Annotated in this window: 22 protein-coding genes; 19 read left to right on the forward strand and 3 right to left on the reverse strand. The window is 46.6% G+C overall.

Annotated features, from left to right (window positions below; all coding sequences use genetic code 11):
- The first annotated feature begins 45 nt into the window (after nt 1-45).
- From glsA to pyc, 4 genes are all read left to right on the forward strand, one after another.
- Entirely contained in the window at nt 46-975 is a 930-nt protein-coding gene (gene glsA, locus NYE36_RS07945) for a glutaminase A (RefSeq protein WP_012117487.1), read from the forward strand.
- 107 nt (nt 976-1082) lie between these two features.
- Nucleotides 1083-1364: a YlaN family protein gene (locus NYE36_RS07950; protein WP_003154494.1), complete on the forward strand. Its 282-nt coding sequence runs from the start codon at nt 1083-1085 to the stop codon at nt 1362-1364.
- A 204-nt stretch (nt 1365-1568) separates the two neighbouring features.
- Nucleotides 1569-2780, forward strand: a complete 1212-nt coding sequence (locus tag NYE36_RS07955) for an FtsW/RodA/SpoVE family cell cycle protein (protein ID WP_053104324.1) — start codon at nt 1569-1571, stop codon at nt 2778-2780.
- Between the two features lie 75 nt (nt 2781-2855).
- Nucleotides 2856-6302: a pyruvate carboxylase gene (pyc, locus tag NYE36_RS07960; RefSeq protein ID WP_094032416.1), complete on the forward strand. Its 3447-nt coding sequence runs from the start codon at nt 2856-2858 to the stop codon at nt 6300-6302.
- Nucleotides 6303-6398: 96 nt separating this feature from the next.
- Here pyc and ctaA read toward each other — a convergent pair whose 3' ends face one another.
- Complete coding sequence (gene ctaA, locus NYE36_RS07965; RefSeq protein WP_015239800.1) at nt 6399-7325, reverse strand: heme A synthase CtaA; 927 nt, start codon at nt 7323-7325, stop codon at nt 6399-6401.
- A 343-nt stretch (nt 7326-7668) separates the two neighbouring features.
- Here ctaA and cyoE point away from each other — a divergent pair, with 343 nt between their 5' ends.
- The 6 genes from cyoE to ctaG all read left to right on the forward strand — a co-directional run bounded on the left by cyoE (nt 7669) and on the right by ctaG (nt 13641).
- Nucleotides 7669-8586 (forward strand): heme o synthase, encoded by a 918-nt coding sequence (cyoE, locus tag NYE36_RS07970; RefSeq protein WP_003154486.1) that lies wholly within the window; start codon nt 7669-7671, stop codon nt 8584-8586.
- A 217-nt stretch (nt 8587-8803) separates the two neighbouring features.
- Complete coding sequence (coxB, locus tag NYE36_RS07975) at nt 8804-9874, forward strand: cytochrome c oxidase subunit II (RefSeq protein WP_003154484.1); 1071 nt, start codon at nt 8804-8806, stop codon at nt 9872-9874.
- Nucleotides 9875-9905: 31 nt separating this feature from the next.
- Nucleotides 9906-11774 (forward strand): cytochrome c oxidase subunit I, encoded by a 1869-nt coding sequence (gene ctaD / locus NYE36_RS07980; RefSeq protein ID WP_094032417.1) that lies wholly within the window; start codon nt 9906-9908, stop codon nt 11772-11774.
- On the forward strand, nt 11774-12397 hold the full coding sequence (ctaE, locus tag NYE36_RS07985) for a cytochrome c oxidase subunit III (protein ID WP_003154482.1): 624 nt from the start codon (nt 11774-11776) through the stop codon (nt 12395-12397). Before ctaD ends, ctaE begins: the two co-directional genes overlap by 1 nt.
- 2 nt (nt 12398-12399) lie before the next feature.
- Nucleotides 12400-12732: a cytochrome c oxidase subunit IVB gene (gene ctaF, locus NYE36_RS07990; RefSeq protein WP_007409686.1), complete on the forward strand. Its 333-nt coding sequence runs from the start codon at nt 12400-12402 to the stop codon at nt 12730-12732.
- 24 nt (nt 12733-12756) lie between these two features.
- The gene (ctaG, locus tag NYE36_RS07995; protein ID WP_020953993.1) at nt 12757-13641 is read left to right on the forward strand and encodes a cytochrome c oxidase assembly factor CtaG; all 885 of its coding nucleotides are present in this window, start codon (nt 12757-12759) and stop codon (nt 13639-13641) included.
- 34 nt (nt 13642-13675) lie between these two features.
- Here ctaG and NYE36_RS08000 read toward each other — a convergent pair whose 3' ends face one another.
- Nucleotides 13676-14035 carry a YugN family protein gene (locus tag NYE36_RS08000; RefSeq protein WP_015239802.1) on the reverse strand — a complete coding sequence of 120 codons (360 nt, stop codon included), beginning with the start codon at nt 14033-14035 and terminating at the stop codon, nt 13676-13678.
- 140 nt (nt 14036-14175) lie between these two features.
- Here NYE36_RS08000 and NYE36_RS08005 point away from each other — a divergent pair, with 140 nt between their 5' ends.
- The 9 genes from NYE36_RS08005 (at nt 14176) to coaD (ending at nt 18766) form a co-directional block, all read left to right on the forward strand.
- Entirely contained in the window at nt 14176-14619 is a 444-nt protein-coding gene (locus NYE36_RS08005; protein ID WP_017417724.1) for a CBS domain-containing protein, read from the forward strand.
- Between the two features lie 84 nt (nt 14620-14703).
- Nucleotides 14704-15744: a CAP domain-containing protein gene (locus NYE36_RS08010; protein WP_007409690.1), complete on the forward strand. Its 1041-nt coding sequence runs from the start codon at nt 14704-14706 to the stop codon at nt 15742-15744.
- A gap of 164 nt (nt 15745-15908) precedes the next feature.
- Nucleotides 15909-16319: a YlbD family protein gene (locus tag NYE36_RS08015; protein ID WP_007409691.1), complete on the forward strand. Its 411-nt coding sequence runs from the start codon at nt 15909-15911 to the stop codon at nt 16317-16319.
- A gap of 15 nt (nt 16320-16334) precedes the next feature.
- Nucleotides 16335-16574, forward strand: coding sequence for a YlbE-like family protein (locus NYE36_RS08020; RefSeq protein ID WP_003154475.1), 240 nt, complete (start codon nt 16335-16337; stop codon nt 16572-16574).
- Between the two features lie 70 nt (nt 16575-16644).
- Nucleotides 16645-17094: a YlbF family regulator gene (locus NYE36_RS08025; RefSeq protein WP_003154472.1), complete on the forward strand. Its 450-nt coding sequence runs from the start codon at nt 16645-16647 to the stop codon at nt 17092-17094.
- A gap of 58 nt (nt 17095-17152) precedes the next feature.
- Nucleotides 17153-17425 (forward strand): YlbG family protein, encoded by a 273-nt coding sequence (locus NYE36_RS08030; protein WP_003154470.1) that lies wholly within the window; start codon nt 17153-17155, stop codon nt 17423-17425.
- Between the two features lie 90 nt (nt 17426-17515).
- Nucleotides 17516-17725, forward strand: coding sequence for a hypothetical protein (locus NYE36_RS08035; RefSeq protein WP_007409692.1), 210 nt, complete (start codon nt 17516-17518; stop codon nt 17723-17725).
- Nucleotides 17725-18279, forward strand: coding sequence for a 16S rRNA (guanine(966)-N(2))-methyltransferase RsmD (rsmD, locus tag NYE36_RS08040; protein WP_007409693.1), 555 nt, complete (start codon nt 17725-17727; stop codon nt 18277-18279). Before NYE36_RS08035 ends, rsmD begins: the two co-directional genes overlap by 1 nt.
- A gap of 4 nt (nt 18280-18283) precedes the next feature.
- Nucleotides 18284-18766 (forward strand): pantetheine-phosphate adenylyltransferase, encoded by a 483-nt coding sequence (coaD, locus tag NYE36_RS08045; RefSeq protein WP_007409694.1) that lies wholly within the window; start codon nt 18284-18286, stop codon nt 18764-18766.
- An 18-nt stretch (nt 18767-18784) separates the two neighbouring features.
- On the opposite strand, the gene ylbJ is transcribed toward coaD, so the two are convergent.
- Nucleotides 18785-20011, reverse strand: a complete 1227-nt coding sequence (gene ylbJ, locus NYE36_RS08050; protein WP_094031688.1) for a sporulation integral membrane protein YlbJ — start codon at nt 20009-20011, stop codon at nt 18785-18787.
- Between the last annotated feature and the right edge of the window lie 139 nt (nt 20012-20150).

Here is a 20150-nt window from a genome sequence, read left to right on the forward strand (position 1 = left end):
CGCAAATTAGATGTATACAACGGCAGCGAAGTGAGGATGATCGACATGGTATGCCGGCATTACCAAGAGCTGGACGCATTAGTTCAGGAAGCGAAAAAAAGGACCGAAGAAGGCAAAGTGGCAGACTATATTCCGGCTCTGGCTGAATCTGAACAAGACAGCCTTTCGGTCACGATTTATCATGCGGAAAATACATGTCTGACGGCAGGAGACGCCGATCGGACATTTACGCTGCAGAGCATTTCGAAAGTGCTTTCTCTGGCGCTCGTACTGATGGATTACGGAAAGGAAAAGGTGTTCAGCTGCGTGGGTCAGGAGCCGACCGGCGACCCATTTAATTCCATGATTAAGCTTGAAACAGTAAATCCGGGCAAGCCTTTAAATCCGATGATTAATGCGGGAGCTCTCGTCGTTACGGGTTTCATTAAAGGGCATTCGCCGAAAGACCGCCTGGATTACCTGCTCGGATTCATCAGAAGACTTGCGAATAATCAGGACATTACATATTGCAGACATGTCGCGGAATCGGAATTCAGTTCATCCATGATTAATCGGGCCATGTGTTATTACATGAAGCAGTATGACATTTTTGAAGGCGATGTAGAAGAGGTCATGGATCTGTATACAAAACAGTGCGCGATTAAGATGAGCAGTCTGGACTTAGCCAAAATCGGCTGCGTATTCGCCCTTGACGGCAAGCATCCGGAAACCGGGGAGCAGGTCATTAAAAAAGATGTGGCGAGAATCTGCAAGACGTTTATGGTGACATGCGGCATGTACAATGCGAGCGGGGAATTCGCGATTAAGGTCGGCATTCCCGCTAAAAGCGGCGTTTCGGGAGGGATCATGGGCATTTCGCCGTACAACTTCGGAATCGGTATATTCGGCCCGGCGCTTGATGAAAAAGGCAACAGCATCGCGGGTGTGAAGCTTTTGGAAATCATGTCTGAGAAATACAGGCTGAGTATTTTTTGAAACATTTTTTATCATAACATCTGCTTAAATCCTCTTGCAATTTCATCTGATACCCTTTATGATAAATAGAAGAATTAGGTACTCGCCTGGGGAACGGAGGGATACTTTTGGCTTCAGAGATTATAGTTGACCATCAGCAGAAAGCATTCGAGCTGTTGAAGTTAGATGCTGAGAAGATTTTGAAGCTGATCCGAGTACAAATGGATAACTTAACGATGCCTCAATGTCCTCTTTATGAAGAGGTCTTGGATACTCAGATGTTCGGACTGTCGAGGGAAATCGATTTTGCTGTCCGCCTGGGATTAGTTGACGAAAACGACGGCAAAGAGCTGCTGGACAGACTTGAAAGAGAACTGTCTGCTTTGCATGACGCGTTTACAGGAAAATAAATGATCAAACTCAAACTATTCAACGGTTTGGGTTTTTTTATAACCGTAAACCGTTTTTTTGCATCTTCTTTTCGTAAGACGGTCTCTTAATCTGCATTTCATCCGAAAAACTATAAAGAAACTGCGTAAAATGTTTATGAATTATAGTAAAATATAATACGCAATAGGTATTAAACGTAAGCTTTAAGCAGGAAAGAGGATGTTATGTTTAAAAGAATGTTAAAATCTTACGATTATTCATTGATATGCGCTATCATTCTGCTGTGCAGTTTCGGATTGGTAATGGTATACAGCTCAAGCATGATTACCGCCGTTATGCGTTACGGCGTGAGCAGCGACTATTTCTTTAAACGGCAGCTGTTCGCCGTCATCGCGGGGTTTGTGCTGTTTATCATCGCGGCCGTTTTTCCGTACAAAGTGTTCGCCCATCAAAAGATTCAGAAATTCATACTGCTTGCGTCAGTGGCTGCGCTTTGCGCGCTGTTTGTTTTCGGACATGTTGCCGGAAACGCGCAAAGCTGGTTTAAAATCGGCGGAATGGCCATTCAGCCGGGGGAATTTGTCAAGCTGACCCTGATACTGTACCTTGCCGCGGTATACGCAAAGAAACAAAGCTATATCGATCAGCTTTTGACGGGGGTTGCGCCGCCGGTGATCGTCACCGTAGTCATTTGTGCGCTTATCGCCATTCAGCCTGACTTCGGAACGGCGATGATTATCGGCCTGATCGCGTTTTGCGTCATTATGTGTTCGGGATTCAGCGGAAGGACCCTGCTCAGGCTGGTTCTCATGGCGGGAATCGTATTGCTCCTTGTCAGCCCGATCATCTACCTGAAATGGGACGATATTTTGACACCCGGGCGTATGAGCCGGTTTGAAAGCCTTGAAAATCCATTTAAATACGCCAGCACATCAGGCCTGCAGATTATAAATTCGTATTATGCGATCGGCTCAGGCGGTTTTTTCGGTCTCGGTCTTGGAGAAGGCATTCAAAAATACGGTTATCTGCCTGAATCGCATACAGACTTTATTATGGCGGTTATTTCAGAGGAGCTCGGCATTTTCGGCGTCCTGTTTGTCATTGTGCTGCTGGCTTTTGTCGTGTTAAAAGGTTTTTATATTGCGAGAAAATGTGAAGATCCGTTCGGGAGCCTTTTGGCAATCGGGATATCCAGCATGATTGCGATTCAGACCTTTATCAATCTCGGCGGTGTCAGCGGCTTAATTCCGATCACAGGTGTTCCGCTGCCGTTTATCAGCTACGGGGGCTCATCAATGTTTTTGTTATTAACGAGCGCCGGTATATTGGTGAATGTCAGCATGCATGTCAAGTACTCAGAAAAGAAGAAAAAGAGGGAGCCCGTTCCGTCTAAGGGGGTAAAAAGACGGCAGACGGAAAAATCTGTGTATCTCTAAAAAACAAGTGTATACACAGGGCGGATATTCCTTTATTATAAACTACATATTTATTAGGCCAAGGGGGAGAAAAGTTTGTCACAACAATCCATCCAAAAAGTGTTAGTAGCAAACAGGGGAGAAATTGCGATCCGGATTTTCCGGGCGTGCACAGAATTGAACATCAGAACGGTAGCCGTTTATTCAAAAGAAGATTCGGGCTCCTATCATCGCTATAAAGCGGATGAAGCTTATCTTGTGGGAGAAGGCAAAAAACCGATTGATGCGTATCTTGATATTGAAGGGATTATTGAGATCGCAAAAAGAAACGGCGTAGATGCCATTCATCCGGGCTACGGATTTCTCTCTGAAAATATCCAATTTGCGAGACGCTGTGAAGAAGAGGGCATCGTATTTATCGGACCGACGTCAGCGCATTTGGATATGTTCGGAGATAAGGTAAAGGCGAGGGAGCAGGCAGAAAAAGCCGGCATCCCCGTTATTCCGGGGAGTGACGGACCGGCTGAAACATTAAAAGATGTCGAACAATTCGCAAAAGTCCACGGATTTCCGTTTATTATTAAAGCATCGCTCGGAGGCGGAGGCCGCGGAATGAGAATCGTCCGAAACGAAAGCGAATTGAAAGAATCGTTTGAGCGGGCCAAATCAGAAGCGAAAGCCGCATTCGGAAACGATGAAGTGTATGTTGAAAAACTGATCGAAAATCCTAAGCATATTGAAGTTCAGGTGATCGGAGATAAAGAAGGCAATGTCGTTCATCTGTATGAGCGGGACTGTTCCGTTCAGAGACGCCATCAAAAGGTCATTGAGGTGGCGCCTAGTGTATCTTTGCAGCCTGAATTAAGGGACGAAATCTGTGAAGCGGCTGTGGCGCTTGCGAAAAATGTCGGCTATATCAACGCAGGGACCGTGGAGTTTCTCGTAGCGGGCGGTGAATTTTACTTTATTGAAGTGAACCCGCGCGTGCAAGTGGAGCATACGATTACGGAAATGATAACGGGGGTTGATATCGTTCAGACGCAAATCCTCGTGGCGCAGGGCCACGGACTGCACAGCCGTGCCGTCAATATCCCTGAGCAGAAAGACATTTTTACAAACGGGTATGCGATACAATCACGTGTGACCACTGAAGATCCGCTGAATGACTTTATGCCTGACACGGGTAAAATTATGGCTTACCGCTCAGGCGGCGGCTTCGGCGTCCGCCTTGATACGGGAAACAGCTTCCAGGGCGCCGTCATCACGCCTTATTATGATTCACTGCTTGTCAAGCTGTCGACATGGGCGCTGACGTTTGAACAGGCATCAGCGAAAATGGTCCGCAACCTGCAGGAATTCAGGATCAGGGGCATTAAGACCAATATTCCGTTTCTTGAAAACGTGGCAAAGCATGAAAAATTCCTGACGGGCCAATATGACACATCGTTTATCGACACAACGCCTGAGCTGTTTGTTTTCCCAAAACAGAAGGACCGCGGAACAAAAATGCTTTCCTATATCGGCAATGTCACGGTGAACGGTTTTCCGGGAATCGGGAAAAAAGAAAAACCTGCATTTGATAAGCCTCAGACCGTTACGTTAGGTATCGGGGAAAAACCGGCAAGCGGTACGAAACAGATCCTTGAGGAAAGAGGCGCCGAGGGGCTTGCAGACTGGGTGAAAGAGCAAAAATCCGTGCTCCTGACCGATACAACGTTCAGGGATGCCCATCAGTCCCTGCTTGCAACCCGGATCAGATCCAATGATTTGAAAAAAATCGCGAATCCTACGGCTGCCCTGTGGCCTGAACTGTTCAGCCTTGAAATGTGGGGAGGCGCGACATTTGATGTAGCGTACCGTTTCTTAAAAGAAGACCCTTGGAAACGCCTTGAAGATCTTCGCAAGGAAGTGCCGAACACATTGTTCCAGATGCTGCTTCGTTCATCAAATGCCGTCGGTTATACAAACTATCCGGACAATGTCATCCAAAAATTTGTCCGGCAGTCAGCGGAGTCAGGTATTGACGTATTCCGGATCTTTGACAGCCTGAACTGGGTAAAAGGGATGACGCTGGCCATCGATGCCGTCCGTGAAACCGGAAAAGTGGCGGAGGCTGCGATTTGTTACACGGGAGATATTCTTGATAAGACCCGGACGAAATATGATTTGCAATATTATCTTTCTATGGCGAAAGAGCTTGAGGCGTCTGGTGCCCACATTCTCGGCATTAAAGACATGGCCGGTCTTTTGAAACCTCAAGCCGCATACGAACTTGTCTCAGCGCTGAAGGAAACGATTGATATTCCCGTTCATCTTCACACGCATGATACGAGCGGCAATGGCGTCTTTCTCTATGCCAAAGCTGTTGAAGCGGGTGTGGACATCGTGGATGTCGCCGTCAGCTCAATGGCGGGTCTGACTTCACAGCCGAGCGCAAGCGGATTTTATCATGCCCTTGAAGGAAACAGCCGCCGTCCTGAAATGGATGTCCGGCAGGTGGAAAGACTGTCGCAATACTGGGGATCCGTCCGTCAGTATTACAGTGAATTTGAAAGCGGGATGAAGTCTCCGCATACTGAGATTTATAATCATGAAATGCCGGGCGGCCAGTACAGTAATCTGCAGCAGCAGGCAAAAGGAGTCGGCCTGGGTGATCGCTGGAATGAGGTGAAAGACATGTACAGCGTCGTCAACCGCATGTTCGGCGACGTCGTGAAAGTAACACCTTCTTCCAAAGTCGTCGGAGACATGGCGCTTTACATGGTGCAAAACAATTTAACAGAACAAGATGTTTATGATAAAGGCGAAACGCTTGATTTTCCGGATTCAGTCGTTGAGCTCTTTAAAGGACAGATCGGCCAGCCGCACGGCGGATTTCCGGAAAAACTGCAAAAGCTCGTTCTGAAAGGACAGACGCCGATCACGGTAAGACCGGGTGAGCTGCTTGAACCGGTATCTTTTGAAGGTATTAAAGAAGAATGGAAAGAAACGCATCAGATGGAATTGAGTGATCAGGACGCAATCGCGTATGCTCTTTATCCGAAGGTGTTTACTGAATATGTTAAAACGGCGGAACGCTTCGGTGATATTTCCGTATTGGACACACCGACTTTCTTCTACGGCATGACACTCGGTGAAGAAATCGAAGTGGAAATTGAGCGCGGAAAAACGCTGATCGTGAAGCTTGTATCTATCGGTGAACCGCAGCCAGATGCGACACGTGTCGTTTATTTCGAATTGAACGGCCAGCCGCGCGAGGTGGTCATTAAAGATGAAAGCATTAAATCGTCCGTACAGGAAAAATTAAAAGCAGATCGGACAAACCCGAGCCACATTGCGGCATCCATGCCGGGAACCGTCATTAAATTGTTAACGGAAACCGGGGCAAAGGTGAATAAAGGCGATCATCTGATGATTAATGAAGCGATGAAAATGGAGACGACGGTACAGGCGCCGTTCTCCGGGACGATACAGCAGATTCATGTGAAAAACGGTGAACCGATTCAGACAGGCGATTTACTGATCGAAATTGAAAAAGCGTAAAAAATGAACCTAAAAAAACCTGATCCGCCCCCGTGTGCGATCAGGTTTTTTATGTGTAAAGGCCGAAGCTCTAATGCTTCGGCCTTTTCATGTGCCTCAGATGTTCCGCTGTTTTGATTCATAGCGGAAGCGGGCGATTAATAATAAGAAATAGCATAAGACGCCGAACAGGCCGGCAATAAAGAGCGAATGGGCAAGTGCAAAGCCGGTGGCCATTTCTGAATAAACAACCATGATTCCGGAGAGCGCCTGTAATACAACAAAGGCAACAGCCGCTATCCAGCCCCCAAGAATCTGTTTTTGGTCTTTGTAAGAGCGCACCGCATGTGCAAAAGCGACAAGAATCCATACGAACAGAAGCAGCGCTGCCGTTCTGTGGCCCATCTGCACCCATTCCTGAAAATGGGACGGAAGCCCGTGATTCAGCCTGCTGCAAAGCGGAACGTCAGGGCAGGCAAGGCTTGATTTCGTATGGCGTACATAAGCCCCCGTATAAACGACGATATACGTGTAAATCGAAAGGCCGATCATATGAAACTGCATTTTTCTGCCGATTCTGAGCGGCTTGACGAGCTTTTTGTCTGATTTATCAGCTTCGAATATGAGCAGCGTCAAAATCAGAACAGAAGCGAAAGAAATCAGCGATATGCCGAAATGAAGCGCCATAACGAGCGCATTTGATCCGAAAACAACCGCTAATGCGCCGAGAAGCGCCTGTAAAAATAAAAAGATAATGGACATAATGGCGAGAAAGGTTGTTTCACGGAAAACAGGCGTGACTTTTCTCCATGCCCAAAAAGCGAGACTCAGCACGAGAACGATTGAGACACCGCTTGCGAGTCTGTGGCTCCATTCAATGATAGAAGCGGCGTTAAGCTCCGGGAAAAACCGGCCGTGGCAAAGCGGCCACTGCCTTCCGCATCCGAGACCCGATCCTGTCTTTGTGACAAGAGCGCCGCCGATCAGCACGACGAGCATAACGAATGTCGTCAGCACGCCGAGCGCTTTCAAAGCTTTATTCATTTTACATTCACCTTCTTAACAAACTGGACAAAATGATATACGTACCAAGTGTAAGCGAATATGTGTTTTGTGGCAATTCTCAATTCTGTTTGTTCACAAAAATATAATAGAATCAGGACTTCTTAGATAATGGGGTTGATTATTCCAGATGGGTCTGATAGAAATAAAGTAACCGCTTTATTATGAAACCGGCGGATTTGGTAAAATTCATAAAAAGTTCACAAATAAATTCCTGTTTCTCGTTTAATATTTAAGAGGATGTTTTTTTACAGGTCATTATCTTGTATGATAGAGTTGCAGGTCTTAAAAAACCTGCTTTAGGTTTGTAAGGGAGGTTTACGTTATGGCTAATTCCAGAATTTTAAACGATACAGCTATAGACGGACAGATTGAAGAGACGACGGCATGGAAGGATTTCCTTTCGCTTATCAAAATAGGAATCGTCAATTCGAATTTAATTACGACTTTTACCGGCATGTGGCTTGCGTTACATATATCCGGTCTGAGTTTTTTAGGCAATTTAAACACCGTGCTTCTTACATTAATAGGATCTTCTTTGATCATCGCCGGTTCTTGTGCGGTTAACAACTATTACGACCGTGATATTGATCATTTAATGGAACGCACGAAAGTAAGACCGACGGTAACCGGAAAGATTCAGCCGAATCAAGCGCTGTGGTCAGGAATTTTACTCATTGCTTTAGGACTTATCATGCTTTTGATGACCACCGTGATGGCAGCAGTCATCGGTTTTATCGGCGTGTTTACGTACGTTGTTCTTTATACAATGTGGACCAAACGCCGTTATACGATTAATACGGTTGTCGGAAGTGTATCAGGCGCCGTGCCGCCGTTAATCGGCTGGACAGCGGTTGAAGGGCACATCGGTGTTGTCGCGTGGGTTTTATTCATGATTTTATTCATCTGGCAGATTCCGCACTTTTTAGCGCTTGCGATTAAAAAGACGGAAGATTACAGAGCAGCGAATATTCCGATGCTTCCGGTAGTGCACGGCTTTGAAGTGACGAAAAGACAGATTATCGTCTGGGTCGCATGCCTGCTGCCGCTTCCGTTTTTCCTCGGCAGTCTCGGTCTTCCGATCGTCATTCTCGGCACTTTGCTGAATGTCGGATGGCTTGTTCTCGGACTGATGGGATTCCGCATGAAAAACATCATGAAGTGGGCAACTCTTATGTTTGTCTATTCGCTTAATTACATGACCATTTATTTTGTAGCGATGGTGGTCTTTACGCTGTTTTAATTGAATAATGAGCTTGTTTGATCGCCAAAACAAACAATGACAACTAGTAAACGCCGCCTTGACCTTTTGTTTAATCAGGCGGCTTTGCTTTTATACATAGATGGAATTTTAAGTAAAAAATCTCATATTTTAAGAAATGAGGAAAAGAAGTATTTCGGCTGGAAGCAGATTTACTGCTTGTGCATCTCGTACTGATTCAAAAAAGGGGTTGGGTGAAATGTTAAAGCGTTGGCGTCTTTTATCATTATTAGCCTTAGTGCCGCTTTTATTGAGCGGCTGTGGAAAACCGTTTCTGTCCACACTCAAGCCTGCCGGCGAAGTGGCTGATAAACAATATGATCTGACGGTGCTCAGCACACTTATCATGGTTGTCGTCGTTGCGGTCGTAGCAGTTATTTTCTTTTACGTCATTGTGAGATTCAGACGGTCGCGTATAGGGGAAGACACGATACCGAAACAGGTGGAGGGGAACCGTTTTTTAGAAATCACCTGGACCGTTATTCCGATCCTGCTTCTGATTATTCTTGTCATTCCGGTTGTCATCGATACATTGGCGCTGGCGGATACGTCGCCGATGGATAAGAAAAACCGTAAAGCAGAGGATGCGCTCGTGATTAATGTAAGGGCGAATTTATACTGGTGGGAATTCGAGTATCCTGATTACGGGTTTGTGACAAGTCAGGAGCTGATCGTTCCCACAGATGAACGCGTCTATTTCAAGCTGAAGTCCTCAGATGTGAAACACTCTTTCTGGATTCCGTCAGCCGGGGGAAAAATCGATACGAATACGGATAATGACAATACTTTCTTTCTGACCTTCGATTCTAAACGCAGCAAAGAAGCGGGAGAATATTTCTTCGGGAAATGCGCAGAGCTGTGCGGACCTTCACATGCGCTGATGGATTTCAAAGTGAAACCGCTGCCGTCAAAAGAATTTAAACAATGGACGAAAGCGATGAAAAATTATAAGCATACAACAGACTCCGGTTTAGCCGCGCAAGGAGAAGAGCTGTTTAAGGAAAAAAACTGCCTGAGCTGTCATGCGGTTGAGCCCAATGATAAACGGGCTGAAGCGGCAAGAACGGCTCCGAACCTCGCTACCTTCGGTGAACGGGTCAAAGTGGCCGGCATTAAGGATGCGAATAAAGAGAATATAAAAGCCTGGCTGAAAAATCCGGACAGCATTAAACCGGGCAATAAAATGACAGGCACTTATCCGAAGCTCTCGGACGCTGAAACGGATGCGCTGTATGAATATTTAAAAGGGCTGAAAGCGGAGAACAAGTGAGGACAGGGAGATATCAGGGGGGAGGTCGTAAATGATGAATACGCTTACAGGACAGCAAAGAAAAAGCTCTTTGCTTTGGGATTATTTGACGACGGTTGACCATAAGAAAATCGCGATTTTATATATGATCGCCGGGGGATTTTTCTTCGTCGTCGGCGGACTTGAGGCCATGCTTATCAGGATTCAGCTCTTGAGGCCGGGGAACGATTTTATGGGTGCGCAGCAGTTTAATGAAATTATGACGATGCACGGCACGACAATGATCTTCCTGGCGGCGATGCCGCTGTTATTCGGGCTGATGAACGCGGTTGTGCCGCTTCAGATCGGGGCGCGTGACGTATCGTTCCCATTTCTGAATGCGCTCGGATTTTGGCTGTTTTTCTTCGGAGGCATCTTTTTGAATCTGAGCTGGTTTTTAGGAGGCGCTCCTGATGCAGGCTGGACGTCGTACGCGTCGCTTGCGCTGAATTCGAAAGGGCACGGCATAGACTTTTTCGTGCTCGGCCTGCAAATATCAGGCTTAGGTACGCTGATTGCGGGGATCAACTTTCTCGCCACGATTATTAATATGAGGGCGCCGGGTTTGACGTATATGAGACTGCCGCTGTTTACGTGGACGACATTTGTGGCGTCGGCACTCATTTTATTCGCATTTCCTCCGCTCACCGTCGGTTTGGCGCTGATGATGCTGGATCGTTTGTTCGGAACGAATTTCTTTAATCCTGAATTGGGCGGCAATACGATAATCTGGGAGCATCTGTTTTGGATTTTCGGGCATCCGGAAGTATACATTTTAATTCTTCCCGCCTTTGGGATTTTTTCAGAAATCATTCCCGTATTTGCGAGGAAACGTCTGTTCGGTTATTCATCTATGGTCTTTGCGATCGTGCTGATCGGCTTTCTCGGGTTCATGGTTTGGGTTCACCATATGTTTACGACGGGACTCGGACCGATCGCTAATGCGATATTTGCGGTTGCGACGATGGCGATCGCGGTGCCTACCGGCATTAAAATTTTCAACTGGCTTTTGACCATCTGGGGAGGAAACGTCAAATTCACTACGCCTATGCTGTATGCCGTCGCCTTTATTCCTTCTTTCGTACTCGGAGGAGTCACGGGTGTCATGCTGGCGGCCGCAGCGGCAGATTATCAGTTCCACGATACGTATTTTGTCGTAGCGCATTTCCACTATGTCATTATCGGCGGCGTTGTGTTCGGCATCCTGGCGGGCGTGCATTTCTGGTGGCCGAAAATGTTCGGGAAGGTGCTTCATGAAACGATGGGGAAAATTTCGTTCGTCTTATTTTTTATCGGGTTTCATCTTACCTTCTTCATTCAGCATTTCCTCGGTTTGATGGGAATGCCGCGGCGCGTTTACACATATCTGCCCGGCCAGGGGCTTGATACCGGCAACCTGATCAGTTCAATCGGCGCGTTTTTCATGGCGGGCGCGGCTGCTTTACTCGTCGTCAATATTATTTATACCTCAATAAAGGGGAAATACGTCGGGAACGACCCGTGGCTGGACGGTCGTACGCTTGAATGGGCGGTCTCTTCGCCGCCGCCGGAATATAATTTTAAACAGCTTCCGTTTGTCCGGGGACTTGACCCGCTGTGGATTGAAAAGCAGGCCGGAAATGAAGGGATGGCGCCTGCAGAGCCTGTAGAGGACATTCATATGCCGAACGGCTCCATCATGCCGTTTATTATATCTTTCGGGCTGTTTGTCGCAGCGTTCGGGTTTTTATACCACTCCGATTATTCATGGGGGCTTCCGGTTATCTTCATAGGGCTCGGCATCACATTCTTTACCATGATGCTTCGCTCTGTGGTCGATGATTACGGCTATCATATTCACAAAGAAGATCTGCCGAATGATGATAAAGGGGTGAAGGCGTAATGCAGCTGCAGGAAAAAATGACGGCTGAAACCTTTCCGGCTTCTCCTGAAAAAGCAACGCTGGAGGGGAAAAATAAGTTTTTGGGATTTTGGCTGTTTCTCGGCGGGGAAACGGTTCTGTTCGCCTCGCTATTTGCAACATTCCTTGCTTTACGGGAATCTAAAGCCGGAGGGCCGTCAACGGCTGAGATGTTTGAGCTGCCGATCGTATTTATCGCGACGATGCTTCTTTTAACGAGCAGCTTAACGAGTGTGTATGCGATGTATCATATGAAAAATTTCTCCTTTAAAAAAATGCAGGTGTGGCTTTTGGTTACCGTTTTATTGGGAGCAGGATTTTTAGGGGTAGAAATCTATGAATTTATGCATTACACTCACGAATTCGGCTTTACCATTACAAGCTCTGCGCTCGGCTCAGCGTTTTACACGCTCGTTGGCACACACGGAGCACACGTGGCGTTCGGGCTGTTGTGGATCAGCGCGCTGATGATCCGGAATGCAAAAAGAGGGCTCAGCCTTTATAATGCGCCGAAATATTACGTGGCCAGCTTATATTGGCATTTTATCGATGTCGTGTGGGTCTTTATCTTTACCGTTGTATATTTGATGGGGATGGTGGGATAACGATGGACGATAACAAAAACAGAGGGACTGTCAGTACGGATCTCGAATATCGAAAAAAGAAAAATGCCGAGGAGATGAAATATCAGGTCATATCCTTCGGCTTGATGATCGGTCTTACGCTTGTCGCGTTTTTGACGGTGGCTGCAGACGGCATTGCCGGATGGTTTACGATGCCGTTTCTGATCCTGCTTGCGGTCATCCAGGTCATCTTTCAGCTGTTTTACTTTATGCATATGAGCCAGAAGGGGCATGAAGCGCCGTCATTATTTCTGTATTCGGGAATATTTGTCGCGTTTATCACCGTGCTTGCATTTGTCACGATTATTTGGTGGTAATCGGGACGGCGGGGAGTGAGAGATTTGATTAATTTGGAAATGTTCGGGTTTCGCGCAATGTGGAGCCCGTATCTGTTTTGTATAACTGCCGTGATAACAGGTGTTTACTTTTACTGGTGCAGCCGGCATAAAGGACGTGTGTCCGCTAAGGAGAAGGTGCTGTTTGTGCTTTCCGCGCTATTTTTTTACGCGGCTGCGGGAAGTCCGGTTGATTTATTGGGCCATGTGATGTTCAGCGCCCATATGACGCAGATGGCGGTTCTGTTTTTAGTCGTACCGCCGCTGTTGATTTCCGGAATTCCCGGCTGGGCATGGAAAAAACTGATCTTCCGTCCTGTCGTAAAGCCGCTGTTTTCGTTCTTTTCAATGCCGCTTATCGCATTAGTGCTGTTTAACGGTATTTTTTCACTGTATCACATCCCGTTTATATTTGATTTCGTCAAAACGGATTCGCTGTATCACACGCTGATGAACGGACTCATCTTTGTAACGGCGTTTTTTATGTGGTGGCCGCTTGTGCATAAGGTGGACGGTCTGCCCCGTCTCAGCGGTTTAATGAAGCTGGGGTACATTATGGCAGACGGGATTTTGTTAACGCCGGCCTGCGCGCTCATTATGTTCAGCGGGGCGCCCATGTATGCCACGTATACAGATCCGGCGGCTTGGGCCGAAGCAATGAAGCTTTGCGTTCCTTTAGATTTGCTGGAGGAGATCCCTTTATCCGGGCCGGAGATGTTTAACACGCTTCCTCCTCTGGAAGATCAGCAGCTTGGGGCAGTACTGATGAAAATCATTCAAGAAGCGGTCTACGGAACATATTTGGCTGTCATCTTTTTTCAGTGGGTCAGAACGGAACGGGAAAAAGATACGCTGTCAGAGCCGCCGTATATCGAGCATACCGTCTCATGAAAAAAAGTACAGCAGAATATGCTGTACTTTTTTATTACATTTGCACTGTTTTTAATGACTCTTCCAATTCAAGCAGTAAAGCTTTGCTTTCAGCGACGACATATTCCGGAAATTCTTCAGCGCTGCCGTATTCTACGCCGTGCGGATAATAATGCTTTCCTAAAAGAGGGGCCTTCAGCTGAATTACGGCCCGGCTGCCGCCGACATCGCCCTCTTTTGCCGTTCCTTGAATCCGCAGATAAAATGTCCCCTCAGGTACTGAAAACTTTTTGTCGTAAGTCACTCTTTCATAATCCCATTGTCCAGCCAGAATGAGCCCTTTACCTTCCATCAGATCATTCAAGCGGCTGAGCTCCGCTGTTACCCCTTCAAGACCGCTGTTTTCAAACTTCAAACCTTCCCCCTCCTTTTAAAAATGCCCTTTCCTGACAATCATAGTATGAAAGCGTTACACTTTCAATGATTCATACGGTGAAAGTATGCAAAAAGAAAAATTTGACGACAATAGTAGCAGAAAAAAGGAGGAATTCCGCAATGACAAAGATCAATAAGCTCATGACGTCAGACTTGCAATATTGTACAGTATTAGATAATGTATATGAAGCTGCGGTGAAGATGAAAGACGCAGATGTCGGCGCCATTCCGATAGTGGATGAAGACGGCGCCACACTTGTCGGGATCGTGACAGACAGAGATCTCGTATTACGGGGAATTGCTTCAAAAAAGCCGAACTCTCAAAAAATAACCGACGCAATGACAGAGCGGGTTATCAGTGCAGAAGAAGACGCCTCTGTGGAGGAGGTGCTACATTTGATGGCTGAACATCAGCTCAGAAGAATTCCCGTCACAAAGGATAAAAAACTGGTCGGCATTGTTACGCTCGGCGATCTTTCGTTGGCCGAGCAATCAAATGAGCAAGCAGGCCGAGTGCTGTCTGACATTTCTGAAGACGGCGGTCCGGAGGGGTTTATCCATTAAACATAAATCACGGACGATGCAAATAGGCTGTACTGTATAAGAGTAAACAAAAACAGAACGGTTTGAACATATGGGGGTGAGAGGTTGAAAAATATCGCAAGGGCTCTCGTTATCCTTTTGCTTATTTACGGAGCGTATGTTCTGTTTATACAATATGGATCGGCTCCTCAGAAAAAGACGGATCAGGAGGAGCCTCAGGTTTCCAATGAAGAAGAGAGCGGAAAACGGCTAAAAATGCCGTCATCCGGACTGCTTTCTCTCATGGGGAAATCTGCCGCCGATGTGAAAAAGAAACTTGGGGAACCGTCCCGGAAAGATCCTTCTGCCTACGATTACGAGTGGTGGGTGTACAACCAGGGGAAAGACCAATACGTACAAGTCGGTATTTTGAATGATAAAGCCGTGACTTTATACGCTTCGGGAAGCGGCATCAACGCAAAACCGTTTAAGATCGGCGAATCGACTGGCGAAGTTTTTAAAACGACGCAGGTTTCTCCTTTTGTCAATGTGACTGACAAGGGAAACACGTATCGGTTCGAATTTTCTGAAGAAGATATCAATACCCGTCCCACCGTTAAGATAGGCGGAATGTATGTTCAGCTGTACATGGACAAATTTGACGGGAATCTGTCAAGCATCAGGGCATTTGATGCGGAAACACTTGTGAAACAAAGGCCGTATGAGGTCATGTACAGAGGAAAGCTGACAGAACCCGAGCCTGTTTCTGATAAAAAATGGAACGATATTGAACGAGCGAGTGAACAGCAGATTCTCGATATTACAAATGTCATCCGCGTAAAACACGGACTTGCAAGGCTGAAATGGGACGAAGGCGCCGCAAAAGTGGCATTCGGTCACAGCAAGGACATGAAGGATAACAAGTATTTCTCTCACGTCTCAAAGAAATACGGGACTCTGAAGGACCGCTTGGAAAAAGGCGATGTGAAATACCGGGAGGCCGGTGAAAATATTGCCTACAACTATGTGGACGGTCCTGCAGCCGTGGAGGGCTGGCTGAACAGCGAAGGCCACAGAAAGGCGCTGTTAAGCCCGGATTATACGCACCTCGGTGTCGGCGTTGATCAGAAGTATTATACGCAAAACTTCATTAAGCCTTGGCAGTAAAAAACCGCAGAGGGGCGCGTCCCCCGCGGTTTTTTTATGTTTTTTCGCGAGCGGCGCTCCTGCTGAAAAAAATATACCTGCTTTTTTTCGCAATTTAGGCGAACATTAAGGCGCATGAACCGATACATTATAGCAGGCAAAACTTTTCGGAGGGGGTGAGAATTGTGGCGAATCAGCAATCACGGCAATCAATCGATGATTTTAAACAATTCGTAAAAAAGCATCCCAAACTGATCCAAAATGTTCGCAAGGAACAAAGAAGCTGGCAGGAAGTCTATGAAAACTGGGTTCTTCTGGGCGAGGATGATCCGATATGGGACCCTTTTAAAGACGAGGCCGTTCAGCCTTCTTCCGACGCGGAAACCAAACAGGAACCAGCTGAAAAAAACGATTTCGTTTCAAAAATGGTCACTGCCGTCAAAAAGATGGATATCAACCAAATGAATGAGCAGATCAATAAAATGAGCCAATCCATTTCATCATTGCAAAGCCTTTTAAGCCAATTTTCGGGGAGCAGCACGAAGCAGCCCCGGCAAGGCTCCGGACAACATCCTTTTTCGTTCAGAAAGGATTAAAGAAGGGGATCGTGTATGCGAAAAGAGGTTCAGGAATTCATATCCGCAGATGAGGAACGGAAACGGTTTATACGGCAGCGCCCCGTCTGGTACCGCAGACTTGCGAGAAAACCGGACGATCTCAATTCCTTTCAGCTTGACATGATGAATTTTTATGAAAAGACGATACCTCATCGGGTAAGCCAATTCTCAAACGGGATTCAAATGGCGCAGATGATGATGCAGATGGTTCACGCCATGCGTTCACAGGATTAAAAAGCGTTTAAACGCCGCATTTTCCAATTGGGTGGTTTCATGGTAAACTAGCAACTGGAGGTGCGTATTTATGTATGCAACAATTGAGTCCGTCAAGCTTCAAAGTGAAGCGGAGCAGCTTGCCGGCATGATTCTGCAGTCTGAGACGGCTGAAAATTACCGCGATTGTTACAAGCGTCTCCGTGAAGATGAAGAGGCAGGGCGGATCATTCGTTCTTTTATGAGCGTTAAAGAGCAGTATGAGGATGTGCAGCGTTTTGGCAAATACCATCCTGATTATAGAGAGATTTCCCGCAAAATGAGAGAAATGAAGCGGGAACTGGATTTAAACGATAAGGTGGCCGAATTTAAAAAAGCGGAGACTGAGCTTCAGTCGCTGCTTGACGAGATCAGCATTGAACTCGGAACGGCCGTCTCGGAGCATGTAAAAGTTCCGACGGGGAATCCTTATTTTGACGGCCTGTCATCCTGCGGCGGCGGGTGCGGTTCCGGCGGCGGCTGCGGATGCAAAGTTTCCTGACGAGACGGCCGTCTCGTCTTTTACATAAAATGAACAGAAAGTCAGGCGGGTGATCATGATGGAAAATAAGCGCCAAGGCATAATCGTATATCTGCATTCCTTAAAACACAGCAAAATGCTGAGAAAATTCGGCAACGTTCATTATGTTTCCAAGCGGCTGAAATACGTTGTGCTGTATTGCGATATGGACCTAATCGAAAAAACAATGGAAAAGATTTCTTCTTATTCTTATGTGAAGAAGGTAGAGCCTTCTTATAAACCTTTTTTAAAGCTGGAATTTGAATCAAAGCTTGATAAGGCGAAAGAGTACGATTACAAAGTCGGTATATAAAAAAATCCCCGCAGATACCTGCGGGGTCCTTCTATTCCTTAACAAGTTAAGGAGAAGGAAAAGGGAGAGGAGAAACCGGAGGAAGAACTTATGGGGAAACGTAAGTCTTCTCCGCGGTTGGCAACAACATCATTCATTGATGCTGTTACACGTAGTCTTGACAGGAATGTGAATATGTATACACGTTTTTCACGTTCATTGTTTGAAAGAATGCTTTATGATAAGATAGGGATTGTTTTGATACATAACGGCTCAGCCGATGAGAAACATCAAAGTTTTCAGAAAAAGTGGTGTGAATAATGAGAGTAATTTCCGGTTCAAGAAAAGGACGAGCCTTAAAGGCTGTGCCGGGCACATCAACAAGGCCGACGACGGATAAAGTAAAAGAGTCTATTTTTAATATGATCGGCCCGTATTTTGACGGAGGAACGGGGCTGGATTTGTTTGCGGGGAGCGGCGGTCTCGGGATTGAAGCGCTGTCGCGCGGATTTGACCGCTGTATCTTTGTGGATCGTGATTTCAAAGCCATCCAAACGGTAAAAGCGAATATCAAAGCGCTTGATCTGCTGTCTTCAGCGGAAGTATACCGCAATGATGCAGAACGGGCCCTCTATGCCGCGGCGAAACGGGAAAAAGGTTTTGACGGAATTTTCTTAGATCCTCCGTATAAGGAACAAAAGCTGAAAGCGCTTATCGAAATGATTGATGAGCAGAACATGCTGAATGAAGACGGTTTTGTCGTAGCCGAGCATGATAAAGCCGTTGCGCTTCCTGAAGCCGTCGGCGCGCTTTCTGTAACAAGAAGGGAAATTTACGGGCTTACAGGAGTGACGATATACCGAAATAGGGGGTAATGATGTGGCAAGTATAGCTGTATGTCCCGGAAGTTTTGATCCCGTTACCTACGGACATCTGGACATTATCAGACGGGGGGCAAACGTGTTTGAGCAGGTGTACGTATGCGTGCTCAATAATTCTTCTAAGCAGCCGCTGTTTACAGTTGAGGAACGATGTGAGCTGTTAAGAGAAGTGACAAAAGACATACCGAATGTTACGGTCGAGACGTCACAGGGACTGTTAATCGACTATGCGAAAAAAAAGCGGGCGAAGGCGATTATCAGGGGGCTCAGAGCCGTTTCTGACTTCGAATATGAGATGCAGGGGACTTCCGTCAACCGCGTGCTCGACGAATCAATAGAAACTTTTTTTATGATGACGAACAATCAGTACTCTTTTTTAAGTTCAAGCATCGTAAAAGAAGTCGCAAAATATAACGGGCCTGTTTCAGAGTTTGTTCCTCCGGAAGTTGAACAGGCGCTGATGCAGAAATTTAAAGGATGAGAAGCGCTGATTGGCGTCTCATCCTTTTTTTGTCCGTGCTGACAGCCTGTAACAATAAATCAATGCGTATACGGCGAGAGCTGTCAGCGTGATGGCGGGCCCGGTTTCAACAAGTGTATTCCAGCCGCTGACGGCAGCAGATCCCGCTTCCTGATCGCGGAAAGGGAGGAATACGGACTGGTAAGGTTCGTCCAATGCAAGGTAAAGCGGCTTCCACAGTAAGAGAATAAAGAGTGCGGCATAAATGCCCTGAAGGATACGCGCCGCGAAAAACGGTTTAAAGCGGATATCTGTTTCCGATAAAATGCCGGCTACCTGGGCCTGTACGGAAAGGCCGCTGAACCCGAGAATAAAACTCACAATCATGGCTTTCGGCAGCAAGGCGGCATCAGCTTCACTGACCAGCTTGCTCCCAAGTGTAATTTCAAACATTCCGCTGATAAGAGGGATGTCCAGATTTGCCGGAAGATGAAAAAGCGAAAGCAGCGCGTTTGTAAATACAGAAAGCACATCCATGACTTGTACGATTGATAATAACCGGCTGAAAACCGAAAACAATATAATAAAACCGCCCACCATCAGCAAGGTTTGTACAGAAGAGGTGACGGCGTCGCCCAAAATTTTTCCGAGCGGCCTCTTTTCCGAAAGCCGCGCCTTGTGGAGGGCCAGAAATGCTTCCTTCAGAGAAGGGAGAGCGATCGTCTTTTTACCGGTATACGCCGCTTCTTCTTTCCGTCCGTATGAACGCATCGTCAGGCCGACGGCGATGTTTCCGAGATAGTGAGCCGATGCCAGCAGAATGCCGAGAGACGCGTTATGAAAAAAGCCGACTGCCACAGCAGCGAATATAAATAACGGATTGGATGAATTGGTAAAAGAGACGAGGCGTTCAGCCTCTACTCTGGAGATTTGTTTATCCTGGCGCAGCCGTGCAGTCAGCTTCGCGCCGGCCGGATTGCCTGAAGCCATGCCCATAGCCAGTACAAATCCGCCGACCCCCGGCACTCTGAAAATGGGACGCATAAAGGGTTCGAGTAAAAGGCCGACAAATTTGACAATGCCGAATCCGATTAAAAGCTCAGATAGAATAAAAAACGGAAGCAATGAAGGAAAAACTACCTCCCACCACATGGAAAGACCGGTTTTGGAGGCTTCGAATGAGGCCTGAGGGTGTGAAATAACCGTAGCCGTCAAAAAAATGAAAAACAATGAAATCAAAAATGTATGAAACTTAGACAAATTCATTCTTACCTCCCCGATGCTAAAATTGCACACTGACATTTATATCATGATAAAATATAGAACAGACCTTAAAGGCGGCCGGGCAAGTACCTATTTGTCATCCTGTACTAATATACGAGCATAGGGGTTCAATTTAGACCAT

It is taken from the genome of Bacillus sp. FSL R5-0593 (assembly GCF_038603755.1).
Taxonomy (GTDB): Bacteria; Bacillota; Bacilli; order Bacillales; family Bacillaceae; genus Bacillus; species Bacillus velezensis.